Source organism: Burkholderia sp. 4M9327F10, assembly GCF_005503145.1.
Classification (GTDB): Bacteria; Pseudomonadota; Gammaproteobacteria; order Burkholderiales; family Burkholderiaceae; genus Paraburkholderia.
Map to the genome: position 1 here is coordinate 112,160 of NZ_SCNV01000016.1, position 12,568 is coordinate 124,727.

Annotated in this window: 13 protein-coding genes; 4 read left to right on the forward strand and 9 right to left on the reverse strand. The window is 63.5% G+C overall.

Features of this window, described 5'->3' with window-relative positions:
- Positions 1-11: 11 nt before the first annotated feature.
- Together FFS45_RS17155 and FFS45_RS17160 are read right to left on the reverse strand one after the other, a co-directional pair.
- Positions 12-578 (reverse strand): DUF1415 domain-containing protein, encoded by a 567-nt coding sequence (locus tag FFS45_RS17155; protein WP_137955819.1) that lies wholly within the window; start codon positions 576-578, stop codon positions 12-14.
- A gap of 104 nt (positions 579-682) precedes the next feature.
- Positions 683-1,327, reverse strand: a complete 645-nt coding sequence (locus FFS45_RS17160; protein WP_137955820.1) for a TetR/AcrR family transcriptional regulator — start codon at positions 1,325-1,327, stop codon at positions 683-685.
- A gap of 148 nt (positions 1,328-1,475) precedes the next feature.
- On the opposite strand from FFS45_RS17160, the gene FFS45_RS17165 reads away from it, so the two are divergent.
- A complete protein-coding gene (locus FFS45_RS17165) occupies positions 1,476-2,759 on the forward strand; it encodes an MFS transporter (protein WP_137955821.1) in 1,284 nt (427 codons plus the stop codon).
- Positions 2,760-2,914: 155 nt separating this feature from the next.
- The gene (locus tag FFS45_RS17170; RefSeq protein ID WP_171029672.1) at positions 2,915-3,508 is read left to right on the forward strand and encodes a nitroreductase family protein; all 594 of its coding nucleotides are present in this window, start codon (positions 2,915-2,917) and stop codon (positions 3,506-3,508) included.
- Positions 3,509-3,588: 80 nt separating this feature from the next.
- Here FFS45_RS17170 and FFS45_RS17175 read toward each other — a convergent pair whose 3' ends face one another.
- Positions 3,589-3,879, reverse strand: a complete 291-nt coding sequence (locus FFS45_RS17175) for an H-NS histone family protein (RefSeq protein WP_137955823.1) — start codon at positions 3,877-3,879, stop codon at positions 3,589-3,591.
- A gap of 214 nt (positions 3,880-4,093) precedes the next feature.
- Entirely contained in the window at positions 4,094-5,566 is a 1,473-nt protein-coding gene (locus FFS45_RS17180; RefSeq protein WP_137955824.1) for an MFS transporter, read from the reverse strand.
- Between the two features lie 275 nt (positions 5,567-5,841).
- Here FFS45_RS17180 and FFS45_RS17185 point away from each other — a divergent pair, with 275 nt between their 5' ends.
- Positions 5,842-7,092 carry an Hsp70 family protein gene (locus tag FFS45_RS17185; protein ID WP_137955825.1) on the forward strand — a complete coding sequence of 417 codons (1,251 nt, stop codon included), beginning with the start codon at positions 5,842-5,844 and terminating at the stop codon, positions 7,090-7,092.
- A 163-nt stretch (positions 7,093-7,255) separates the two neighbouring features.
- Here the strand turns inward: FFS45_RS17185 and FFS45_RS17190 are convergent, their stop codons facing one another.
- On the reverse strand, positions 7,256-7,459 hold the full coding sequence (locus FFS45_RS17190) for a cold-shock protein (RefSeq protein WP_007180251.1): 204 nt from the start codon (positions 7,457-7,459) through the stop codon (positions 7,256-7,258).
- 430 nt (positions 7,460-7,889) lie between these two features.
- Here FFS45_RS17190 and FFS45_RS17195 point away from each other — a divergent pair, with 430 nt between their 5' ends.
- Positions 7,890-9,485 carry an APC family permease gene (locus tag FFS45_RS17195; RefSeq protein WP_137955826.1) on the forward strand — a complete coding sequence of 532 codons (1,596 nt, stop codon included), beginning with the start codon at positions 7,890-7,892 and terminating at the stop codon, positions 9,483-9,485.
- A 179-nt stretch (positions 9,486-9,664) separates the two neighbouring features.
- Here the strand turns inward: FFS45_RS17195 and FFS45_RS17200 are convergent, their stop codons facing one another.
- From FFS45_RS17200 to prmC, 4 genes are all read right to left on the reverse strand, one after another.
- Positions 9,665-10,450: a class III extradiol ring-cleavage dioxygenase gene (locus FFS45_RS17200; protein ID WP_137955827.1), complete on the reverse strand. Its 786-nt coding sequence runs from the start codon at positions 10,448-10,450 to the stop codon at positions 9,665-9,667.
- Positions 10,451-10,601: 151 nt separating this feature from the next.
- On the reverse strand, positions 10,602-11,204 hold the full coding sequence (locus FFS45_RS17205; protein ID WP_137955828.1) for a UbiX family flavin prenyltransferase: 603 nt from the start codon (positions 11,202-11,204) through the stop codon (positions 10,602-10,604).
- Between the two features lie 45 nt (positions 11,205-11,249).
- On the reverse strand, positions 11,250-11,561 hold the full coding sequence (gene grxD, locus FFS45_RS17210; RefSeq protein WP_090693711.1) for a Grx4 family monothiol glutaredoxin: 312 nt from the start codon (positions 11,559-11,561) through the stop codon (positions 11,250-11,252).
- Positions 11,562-11,701: 140 nt separating this feature from the next.
- Entirely contained in the window at positions 11,702-12,547 is an 846-nt protein-coding gene (gene prmC / locus FFS45_RS17215; protein WP_137955853.1) for a peptide chain release factor N(5)-glutamine methyltransferase, read from the reverse strand.
- Positions 12,548-12,568 lie beyond the last annotated feature (21 nt).

Below are 12,568 nucleotides of genomic sequence, written 5' to 3' on the forward strand. Positions count from 1 at the left end.
GCGGACGGGGCTTACTCGCTGGCCGGCTCGCTCATCCACTTCTCCCAACCGGCCAGGCCGAGCCGCCGCAGCGTCTCCTGATTGCGCTCGTAGATATCGGCGGCGTCCGGAAACGCCTCCACGGCGCGTTCGATGCTGGCCTCGCGCAGCAGGTGCAGGATCGGATACGGGGCGCGATTCGTATAGTTTTCGATATCGTCAGCCTCGCTGCCCTCGAACTGGTACTGCGGGTGAAAGCTCGCGATCTGCAGTTCGCCTTCAAGGCGCAACTGCGCGAGCAGGCGATCCGCAAAAAACAGACAGTCGTTGTATTCGAGGAAATCGGCCAGCGCGTGCGGCAGGATCAGCAGCGTCGTGTCGATCTCGGCGGGGTCGGTCTGTTCGAGCGTTTTCAACTCCGCCTCGAGATCCATCAGAACCCCTTCCAGATCCGTCGCTTCGCTGATTGCGTAGCGGATTTGCCCCTTCACGTGCACGGCCTTGGCGAACGGGCACAGGTTCAGGCCAATGACCGCGCGGGTTAGCCAGTGGCGGGTCGACGCGAGAATGGCGGTGTGAGAGTCGAGGGAGGGTGGCATGGCGGGAGAATGAACTAATAGGCGGGGGCAGAAACGGGGACCAGAAGCCGGGACCGGAAAGCAGGACTAAAAGCCGGAACCAAAAACGTCATTTTACGGGGCGCTCAGTCCCCAGCCCCAGTCTTCGTACAAGCCGCCGCAATCAGCTGCGCCGCCACCCGCGGCGCGGCCAGGATCGGCCCGCAACCGGGACCGTAGGTCTGACTCGCGGCATACACGCCTTCGATCAGCAAGCCGAGGGCGTTTGCCAATCCGGCCGGATCGTCGGCGCCGGCTTCGGTGGCGAGCGCCGTGATCCGTTCCATCAGGCGCGCCTTGTTGCCGACGACGAACTGCCGTGCCGCATGCGACGCATCCGGAAACTCCACCGCGACATTCACAAACGGACAACCGCGATAACCGTCCACCGACGCCCGCACGGCCAGATCGTCGAAGTATTGCTGGAGCTGTTTGGCCGGTTCGCCCGGATGCTTCGCGAAACTGCTTTCGACGTAGGAGAAAAACTGTGTGTCCTTGCGCTCCAGATAGGCCAGCATGAGGTCGTCTTTCGACGAAAACTGCCGGTACAGGCTCATCTTGTTGACGCCCGCCCGCTCGACGACGGCGTCGACCCCCACGGCCCGCACGCCTTCAAGGTAGAACAGTTCGCCGGCGGCCTGCAGCAGATGCTCCTGGGCTTGCGGCCCGGCGGTTTGCGTGCGGTTACGGCGGCTGGTGGCGGCCGGCTTTGCGGTGTCGCTTTGTGACATGGTGGTTCGACGCTCGTTTATCGATGCTTGACATGTTACCGATCAGTAACTAACATCGCAACACCATTGTGACAGATCTGTCACAAGTCCTTTACGAAACACGCAATAAACGGCGGCGTCCGACGGGCGGGCGCCAATTGGAGATCCGATGAACTGGGCAGCGAGAATAATTGGCGATCGCTTCCATTACGGCTGGCTGACCGTAGCGGTGGTATTTCTGGTGTTGCTGGCCGCGGCCGGCACGCGCGCCACGCCGAGCGTGATGATGGTGCCGCTCGAACATCAGTTCGGCTGGAGCCGGGCGACCATCTCGCTCGCCATTTCGGTGAATATCGCGCTGTATGGCCTGATGGGGCCGTTCGCCGCCGCCGCGATGCAGCGTTTCGGCGTGCGGCCGACGGTGCTTGCCGCGCTCGGCACCATGGCGGCCGGCGTGGCGCTGTCGTCGCTGATGACGCATCCGTGGCAGATGATTCTGATCTGGGGCGTGATGGTAGGCGGCTCGACCGGGGTGGCGGCGCTGTCGCTGTCGGCAACGGTGGTGAATCGCTGGTTTACCACGCATCGCGGCCTGGTGATGGGTATCCTCACCGCCAGTTCGGCGACCGGCCAGCTCGTTTTCCTGCCGCTGCTCGCGGCGATTGCCGAGCACCACGGCTGGCGCCAGGTGGTCTGGGTCGTGGCAGGCGCAGCAGCGATCGTCCTGCCGCTGGTGGCGTTCCTGCTCCCCGAGCGTCCTGCCGACCTGACGCTGCGTCCGTATGGCGAACCCGCCGACACACCGCTGCACCGCGCCGTCACGAAGCAGAATCCGCTCGCCATCGCGTTCGGCACGCTGGCGATGGCCAGCAAGACGCGCGATTTCTGGCTGCTGTTTTTCAGCTTCTTCATTTGCGGCGCCAGCACCAACGGTTATGTCGGCACCCACCTGATCGCCATGTGCGGCGACTATGGCATGAGCGAAGTGCAAGGCGCGTCGCTGCTGGCCGCCATGGGTATCTTCGACCTGTTCGGCACCACCTTGTCGGGCTGGCTCTCGGATCGCTTCAACAGCCGTGTGCTGCTGTTCTGGTACTACGGGCTGCGCGGCCTGTCGTTGATGTACCTGCCGCACGCGTTCGGCATCGACTTCTTCGGTCTGCCGCTGTTCGCGGTGTTCTACGGCCTGGACTGGATCGCCACCGTGCCGCCCACCGTGCGTCTCGCAACCGATGTCTACGGCAAGGACGCGGCGCCGGTCGTATTCGGCTGGGTGGTCGCGGGGCACCAGCTCGGCGCGGCCTTCGCGGCGCTGGGGGCGGGTATGCTGCGCGCAAGCCTCGGCACTTACACGGTGGCGTCGATGATCTCGGGCGGTCTGTGCCTCGTCGCTTCGGTGATCGTGCTGCGTATCAATCGCGGCGAGCGGACGGTCGCACCGCAGGCGGTTTAGGCCGCTGGTTTAGGTCGCTGAGGCGGGCGGCGCGCTCGCGCCGAATTCCGAATGCGCTTTATCCGTCTCTTTCGCAGCGCGAGCGGCGAAGCCCGGTTATGCTATGTGCCCCGGGCAGTCGCCCGTCGATCATGAATTTCGACCGAGAGAAGCGCATGACCAACAAACCCGCCCCAACCGCAGTTCCCATTCACGAACTGATTGCAGGCCGCTGGAGCCCGCGCGCGTATTCGAGCGAGCCGCTCAGCCGCGAGCACCTGCATGCGGTTCTTGAAGCGGCCCGCTGGGCGCCTTCGTCGTACAACGCGCAGCCGTGGCGTTTTGTCGTGTTCGATCGCAGCACCGACGAGGTTTCGTTCAAGCGGGCCTTCGCCACGCTGGTGCCGTTCAATCAAGGCTGGAACGCGCCGGCGCCGGTGCTGATCGCCGTGACCACGCAGACCCTCACCAGCAAGGGTGAAGTGAACCGCTGCGCATCTTACGATGCGGGCGCGGCTGCGATGGCGCTGGTGTTGCAAGCCCACGCGCTGGGGCTCGCGGCGCACCAGATGAGCGGCGTCGATATCAGCGCATTCCGCAAGGCGTTCGCGATTCCCGACGACGTCGAGGTGATCGCGATGATTTCGCTTGGCCACTATGGCGAGGTCGAGAAGCTCGACCCGGTGCTGCGTGAGCGCGAGAAGTCGGTGCGCACGCGTTTGCCGCTTGGCGAGATCGCCTTCGGCGGCGCCTGGAAGAAACCGTTCTGAGAAAGGGCGGCCGAAGGCTCCGCTAGGGCCTCGGCTGCGGCTATCAGCCACGACGCGCGGCCCTCGCCGCCGTCCCGCGATTAGAGCTTCACCCGATACAGCTCGCGCTCCTTGCCGGCCAGCCAACGTGGCGGCCGGCCGCGTCCCGACCAGGTGGCGCCGCTCACCGGATCCTGGTACAGCACCGCTCCTTCCAGCGCCCGAGCGCGCCGGGCCGCGCGCCGCGGCAATATTTCGTGCGTGGAGATGTGGTGTTCGCTCATGAGGCGGCGAATCTGCACTATTGCTTCCCGTCGCTCGGTGGCGCGGGCGGCGGCGATATCGGCTTCGAGCTGGGCGCGTTGGTCTAGCAGTTGCTGGTAAGACGCCATGGGCGGTACGTGTTGATTGATTTGGGAGCGTTTTCAGATTAATGGCCAACAATATCCGCAATCGCGCATGGCGTGTACCCGCGAAAATCGCAATGCTGTGTCCTTGCCAGCAGGACAGTGCAGGTGCCGCCCGGTAGATTTCAGTGATAAGGAGGACTCACGTTCGCGCGACGCCATCTCCACTGCAGTGCATCATTCACTGCGCGCTTCGCGCTCACTCATCGTCTGACAGCGCCGACAGAGGTGCGGCGACGCTTTCGAGCGATTTTCGCTCTGCGTCGACACCCCAGATGGCGGCGACCACCGCAGCCCCGACCATCAGCGCCGAGCCGACGAGATAGCCGGTGAACACCTCGCTGCGCTGCTGCGTGTCGATCAGGCGGCCGAAAAATGCTGGCCCTGCGATGCCGCCCAGCGCCGTGCCGAACGCATAGAACACGGCGATCGCCAGCGCGCGGATTTCCAGCGGGAACGATTCGCTCACCGTCAGATACGCGGAGCTGGCAGCCGCCGAAGCGAAGAAGAAAATCACCATCCATGCAACGGTCTGGGTGGTGACGTCGAGCAGGTTCTGTTCGAACAGATAGCCGCTGACGGTGAGCAAAATCCCCGATAACGCGTAGGTGGCGGCGATCATCCGGCGCCGCCCGATGACATCGAAGAGGCGCCCCAGCAGCAGCGGCCCGAGAAAATTTCCGAGCGCGAACGGCAGCAGATACCAGCCGATATGATCGCCCGGCACACGATAGAAATCGGTGAGCACCAGTGCATAGGTGAAGAAGATGGCGTTGTAGAAGAACGCCTGTGCGGTCATCAGCGACAGGCCCACCAGCGCGCGGCGTCGATGCAGCGTGAAGATAGCGTGGAACACTTCGCCCAGCGGCGTATGGTCACGCGTGCGCAGACGCAGGCGCCCCAATGAGTCGTCCGCTAGACGATGGCCCGAGTTGCGAAACCGCGTCTCGATCGTTTCGACAATGGTGGCCGCTTCGTGCGCCTCGCCATGTGTGAGCAGCCAGCGCGGACTTTCGGGCACCCAGGCGCGCATCGGCAGGATTGCGAGTGCAAGCGCCGCGCCAATGAAAAAGCAGGCCCGCCAGCCCCAGTCCGCGGGCAGCAGGTGCGGATCGAGCAGCACCAGCGAGCCGGCTGCGCCGAGTCCGGCGCCGACCCAGAACGTGCCGTTGATGCCGAGATCGGTCCAGCCGCGCACACGCGCCGGGGTGAATTCCTGGATCGTCGAGTTGATCGCCGTATACTCCCCGCCGATGCCTGCACCGGTCAGGAAGCGGAACACGAGGAAGCTCGCCAGATTCCACGACAGCGCCGTGGCGGCCGTGGCCGCCAGATAGAGCGTCAGCGTGATGAAGAACAGCTTGCGGCGGCCGAGCCGGTCGGTGAGCCAGCCGAAGCCGAGTGCGCCGAGCACGGCCCCCAGGATATAGGCGCTGCCGGTCAGGCCGACGTCGGTATTGCTGAAGTGCAGCGTTGGACTTGCTTTGAGCGCGCTAGCTACGGCGCCCGCCAGCGTCACTTCGAGGCCGTCGAGGAGCCACGTCACGCCGAGTGCGACGACGATCAGCGAATGAAACCGGCCCCACGGCAGGCGGTCGAGCCGCGCTGGCAGATCGGTTTCGATCACGGTGCGCGGCTTTTCCTGTACTGCGGCGGCGGCTGATTCGGGCATTGCGCGACGTCTCCTTGTGCCGGCCAGGGTTCGCGCTTTAGCGCGCTACTCCGGTCCCATGCAACATGGTTGCTGGAGGGAAATTTGTATGGCGTATCCTGTGCGAATGAGCAATTTCCGTTCCCTTCGAGCCGGCACATGTTTACTCGTTTCTTTCGGAGCGCCTGGTATCGGGCGTCCTGTTGCGGGAACTTCAGTTGATACCCGCCGCGTTTTCGTGATACAAAGCCCGTCCACTTTCTGTCCGCGCCAGCCGTGAGCGGCGATTTATTGCCATGACCTATTGCGCGATTGACTTTGGCACATCCAACTCTGCCGTCGCTGTGCCCGACGGCGCGGCGCTGCGGCTTGCGCCGGTCGAAGGTGTCTACACGACGCTGCCCACCGCAGTCTTTTTCAATACCGACGAAAACACCCGCGGCTATGGCCGTGCAGCGCTCGAGGCGTATATCGACGGTTTTGACGGCCGTCTGATGCGCTCGATGAAGAGCATTCTCGGCTCGCCGCTGGCGGAAAATTCGACCGATCTCGGCGACGGCTCCGCGATCAAATACACCGACGTGATTGCGATTTTCGTCGATCACCTCAAGCGCTCGGCCGAGGCAAGCGCCGGCGGCCCGATCAGCCGCGCGGTGCTGGGCCGCCCGGTGTTCTTTGTCGACGATGATCCGCGCGCCGACCAGCTTGCGCAACAGCAACTGGAGGCCGCGGCGCGTTCCGTAGGGCTGCGCGAGATTCACTTCCAGTACGAGCCGATTGCCGCGGCGTTCGACTACGAATCGCATCTCACCGAAGAAGGGTTGGTGCTGGTGGCCGACATCGGCGGCGGCACCTCGGACTTTTCGCTGGTGCGCGTGGGGCCGCAGCGGATGAAGCGGGTGGAACGCAAGGACGACGTGCTGGCGCACCACGGTGTGCACGTAGCCGGTACCGACTTCGACCGCCGCGTGGAACTCGCGACGATCCTGCGCGAACTGGGTTACCAGTCGCTGGATCCGGAAGGGCGCGAGATTCCGAACCGGGTCTATTTCGACCTCGCCACCTGGCACCTGATCAATACTGTCTATGCGCCCAAACGGGTCAGCGAACTGGCCTTGATGCGGCACCTTTTTACCGACCTGAAGCATCACGACCGCCTGATGCGGGTCGTCGAGCGGCGTTTGGGGCATGCGCTGGCCGCGCACGCGGAAGAAGCGAAGATCGGCGTCGCCGCGGGTGGCGAGACAATCATCGACCTGGAGCAGGTGGAAGAGGATTTGCGGCTCGCTTTCGATGAAGCGCAACTGATCAAGGCCGGCCACGACGAGACGCTGCGCATCGTCCAGGCGGCGCGCGATACAGTGCAGGCAGCCGGTGTGGCGCCGCGCGACGTGGGCGCGATTTACTTCACCGGCGGCTCTACTGGACTTGGGTTTCTGTCGGGTGCGCTGTCGGCGGCCTTTCCGGACGCCCGGCCGGTGTTTGGCGACCGCCTCGCCAGCGTGGCAACGGGTCTGGGCATTCACGCACGGCGGCTGTTCGGCTGACAGGGTGAGGACTGAGAGCGCCTCTATCTGCGCGCCGGCGTGCGCGCTTGCACGCCGAACGCTGACGAAAATGGGTATCTGCCGATCCTGCCGCATTTTCACCAGACATAAAAAAACCCCGCCTTGGCGGGGTTTTTCTTTGCGTCCAGAAGGAAGCGTGCGCTTACACCGGCTTGATGTTAGCTGCTTGCTTGCCCTTCGGGCCCGTCTTCACTTCAAACGTGACCTTTTGGTTTTCTTGCAGCGTCTTGAAGCCTTCCGTGCGGATTTCCGAGAAATGCGCGAACAGATCTTCGCCGCCGCCGTCGGGAGTGATGAAGCCAAAGCCCTTTGCGTCATTGAACCACTTGACGGTACCGGTTTCCATATTACTTGTTCCTAAAGATGGTAAATAAGGCCGAAGCCCGAGGTGTGCATGAAAATCAAGGAAGGGGGTAATGGGACCAACCGGAGTACCGTTGATGGGCGAACTACGAAAGACCAATTCACTCGCCGCTTGAAATCCTGCCCGAACGTTATACGGCGATTTCGAGAGAAGGTCAACAGTCTCAGCACATCTTTACAAGGTTTTGAGGGCCGGGCGGGACGCGTGCTTACAAAACTTGCGTGCCCCTTAATTTTTTGCTAGGGATAACCCTAGCTTCACTGCATTCTCTCGGTGCAACCGTTAAACTACGCGCCGCGCCAGGGTTGCACCTGATTCAGACTATAAGCCCTGGCCCATCATGGCCGTCACCCCGTCTCCAGCGTCATAAGCATTGCCGCGGTGCCGACATGTTTTTGATAGAGGAGAAGACGTGAAAAGTTCTATTCAACGGAACATTGGCCCGTTCGCGCTGATGCTGACCGGCCTCGGTTCGATCATCGGGTCGGGCTGGCTGTTCGGTGCGTGGAAGGCGGCAAAAATTGCAGGTCCCGCGGCCGTTTGCGCCTGGATCATCGGCGCGGTGGTGATTCTGGCAATCGCTCTCACCTATGCGGAACTGGGCTCGATGTTCCCCGAGTCGGGCGGCATGGTGCGCTACGCGCGCTATTCGCACGGCGCGCTGGTCGGCTTCGTCAGCGCATGGGCCAACTGGATCGCGATCGTCTCGGTGATTCCGATCGAAGCAGAAGCTTCGATTCAATACATGAGCACTTGGCCGTATCCATGGGCGCATGCCCTGTTCGTCAACGGGTCATTAACCACGAATGGGTTATTACTGTCGGCGATTCTGGTCATTATTTATTTCATGCTCAATTATTGGGGCGTAAAGCTGTTTGCGCGCGCCAATACGACCATCACCGTCTTCAAGTTCCTGATTCCGGCGGCGACCATCGCCGGCCTGATGGCCACCGGTTTTCACCACGAGAACTTCGGCGAGACGAGCACGTTCGCGCCGTATGGCTGGTCGGCGGTGTTCACGGCTGTGGCCACGAGCGGTATTGTGTTTGCATTCAACGGCTTCCAGAGCCCGATCAACCTGGCTGGCGAAGCGCGTAACCCCGCGAAGAGCGTGCCGTTCGCGGTGATCGGCTCGATCCTGCTGGCGCTGGTGATCTATGTGCTGCTGCAGATCGCGTATATCGGCGCGGTGAACCCGGCTGACGTGCTGAAGGGCTGGAGCCATTTCAGCTTTGCTTCGCCGTTCGCCGAACTGGCAATTGCACTGAACCTCAACTGGCTGGCGTTCCTGCTGTACGTCGATGCGTTCGTTAGCCCGAGCGGCACGGGCACGACCTATATGGCGACCACCAGCCGCATGATCTACGCAATGGAACGCAACAACACGATGCCGAAGATGTTCGGCAACGTGCACCCGATCTACGGCGTGCCGCGTCATGCGATGTGGTTCAACCTGCTGGTTTCGTTCATCTTCATGTTCTTCTTCCGCGGCTGGAGCTCGCTCGCGGCAGTGATTTCGGTTGCGACGGTGATCTCGTACCTGACGGGTCCGATCAGCCTGATGGCGCTGCGCCGTGCGGCTACCGATCTGGAGCGTCCGTTGCGCATTCCGGGCATGAAGGTCATTGCGCCGTTTGCATTCGTTTGTGCGTCGATGGTGCTGTTCTGGGCGAAGTGGCCGCTGACGGGTGAAATTATCCTGCTGATGATCGTGGCACTGCCGGTGTACTTCTACTTCCAGGCCAAGTCGGGCTTCGCCGGCTGGGGCCGCGACCTGAAGGCGGCATGGTGGCTGGTGGCTTACCTGCCGATGATGGCGATCCTGTCCCTGATCGGCAGCAAGCAGTTCGGCGGCCACGGCATTCTGCCGTACGGCTGGGACATGCTGACCGTGGCGGTGTTCTCGCTGGTTTTCTATTACTGGGGCGTGAATTCCGGTTATCGCAGCGAGTACCTCGACGAGCGTGATGTGCACGACGAAGTGCTCGAAGGGATGGGCGCGCACTGATCGTTCGCGCCGCCGCGTCCGCGCGGCTGAATCCTGACCCGGATGCTGTTGTTGGCCCGGGGATGTCAAAAGGCCCGCCTGAGTTGCTCAGGCGGGCCTTTTTGCTGGGCGCGCGGTGCGGCTCGCCTGCGCGGCCCGCCCAGGCGGCCCCGTATATCCGGCTCGCGTGCCCAGCTCGTTTATGCGGTGCCGAAGATGTAGTTCGTCATTGCCAGCGACTTCTGGTACGTCCCAAGCGACTGGATCGCCAGCGTGTAGTCGTCGTCCGCCGCGCCGAGAGCGGCGAAGACCGGCAGCAGATGCTCGTCGGTCGGGTGCATCAGCACCGCGTGCGGCGCCTGGCGGCGATAGTCGAGCAGCGCGTCGGTATCGTGCGCCGCCAGCCTCGCTTCGAACCAGTCGGTAAATTCCGCGACGCGTGGGTCGGCGTCCTCCGGCCGCGCCGAAAAATCGGCGGCGCGCAGATTGTGAGTGATCTGGCCGGAGCCGATCACCATCACGCCATCGTCCTGCAGCGCCCGCAGCGCGCGGCCCACACGGAAGTGGTGAGCGGCGTCCATGTGCGGCTGGATCGACAACTGCGCCACCGGCACATCGGCGTTCGGGAACATCAGCAGCATCGGCACCCACGCTCCGTGGTCGAGGCCGTGCGGTTGGGTGCCGGCGAGCAGCCCGTGCTCATTGAGCAGCGAGGCGGCCCGTCGCGCGACGTCCGGCGCGCCAGGCGCCGGGTACTGGATTTCATACAACTGGCGCGGAAAGCCGTAGAAATCATGGATGGTCTCCGGCTGCTCAGCCGTGCTCGCAAGCGGCCCGGCAGTGCCCCAGTGGGCCGAGAGCATCAGGATCGCTTCCGGACGCGGCAAGTGGGCCGAGAGCGCGCCGAATTCGGCGGAGGGCATCGAAGGGTCGATCGGCAGCGTCGGGGCGCCGTGGGAGAGGAAAAGCGACGGCAAACGGGTCATGGCAGCGTAGTGCGCAGCAAATGCGTCAGGTAAGTTGGGTTGCTACCAATATAGGGCCGCACTGCCGTTTGATAAACGGCTGAAACCGGATTTGATTGCGTCGCAGGCGTTGTGAATCGGCGTGTGGCGTATGTCGTGCCGCGCCGTTGGCCTATTCCGCTGATGTATCGCGCAGCCCTTGCCACGCAGCCGAGAGCGCCGGACCCAGTGCAAACAGATCCAGCACGCGGGCGACCGTGTGATCGACCATCTCGTCAATCGAAACGGGGTGGTTGTAGAAGGCCGGCAGGGGCGGAAAGACCACGCCGCCCATTTCGGTGACGGCGGTCATGTTGCGCAGATGCGCGAGATTGAACGGCGTTTCGCGCACCATCAGAACGAGGCGGCGGCGCTCCTTGAGCGTCACGTCGGCGGCGCGGGTGATCAGATTGTCGGACAGGCCGTGCGCGACGCTTGCGAGCGTCTTCATGGAGCACGGCGCGACGATCATGCCGTCAGTCGCAAACGAACCGGACGCGATGCTCGCGCCCACGTCGCGCACCGAGTGGACGACATCCGCGAGCGGATGCACGTCTTCTTTGCCCAACTGAAGTTCGTGCTGGATATTGAGCCAGCCGGCGCTGGAGATCAGCAGATGGGTTTCCACGCCGCCCAGCCTGCGCAGCGTTTCAAGCAGGCGCACGCCGTAGACGGCGCCCGTCGCGCCGGTGATCGCGATGATCAGCCGGCGAGGCGCCGCAGCGCGTGTTTCCATGGCGAGCGGCACCTGAGGTTCGGCTTGTGAAGCGTCAGGCGGCGCTCAGGCCGCGGCAAACAACTGCTGCAGTTCGCCGTTCTGGTACATCTCCATCATGATGTCCGAACCGCCGATGAACTCGCCCTTCACGTAGAGCTGCGGGATGGTCGGCCAGTTCGAGAATTCCTTGATGCCCTGGCGCACTTCGTCGTCCTCGAGGACGTTGACGGTCTTGGGCGAGTCGACGCCGCATGCCTTCAGGATCTGGATGGCGCGGCCCGAAAAGCCGCACATCGGAAACTGCGCGGTGCCCTTCATGAAGAGCACGACGGCGTTTTCGTCGACGATTTGCTTGATGCGTTGTTGCGTATCCATGACTGACCTTGCGGTTCCAGAATGTGGTGGAGATAGATTGAAATGATAGCGGATTTCGTTGCGACAGGCGGGCGGCGGTCTCGCGGCGGGGTTGCCGGGCATTTGACGTGAAGTTGCCCCGGCACTGCCGGTGTGCGGCGTTACCCGCCCGTTTGCCAGGCGCCGCCGCTAATGCGTTCGATACCGGCAAGATCGCATTCCGAGCGCACCGCTGTGAAACCGGCTTGCTCGAGCAGGGCGCGCACCGCGGCCGCCTGATCGTAGCCGTGTTCGAGCCACAGCACGCCCCCGCTCGCGGTGAAGCGCGCAGGCGCACCGGCGATGATCGCGCGGATGGCGCTCAGGCCGTCCGCCTCGTCGGTCAACGCGCCGCGCGGTTCGAAGCGCAAATCGCCCTCCGACAGATGCGGGTCGCCGCTGGCGATATACGGCGGATTGCTGACAATCACGTCGAAGCGCAAGCTGGAATCGAGCGCGTCATACCAGTCGCTTTGCGCAAGCCGTACCGCGCCGCCGGGGCGCGTTGCGTCGAGCAGACGGGTGGCGTTGCGGTTGGCGACGGCGAGCGCCGCGCCTGAGCGATCGACGGCCCACATCTGCGCATCGGGCCTCGCCGAGGCAATCGCGACCGCAATCGCCCCGGTGCCGGTGCCGAGATCGAGCACGCACGGACGCGCGATTCCCTCCAGCGCCGCCAGCGCGGTTTCGACCAGCAATTCGGTTTCCGGCCGCGGGATCAACACATCCGGCGTCACTTCGAAGTCCAGCCCGAAGAACTCCCGCGCGCCGATCAACTGCGCCACCGGTTCACCCGCCACGCGTCGCGCCTCCAGTGCCTGAAAAGACGCTACGCGCTCGGCATCGAGCAGCTCGTCGCTGCGCGTGATCAGCTCGGTACGACGCCAGCCGAGCACATGCCCGAGCAGGATGCGCGCTTCAAGTGGCGGCAACGGCGAAGCGCGCAGCAGGGCGGCAGCGTTATTCATGGTGCCGGTGTGTCCCGTAAA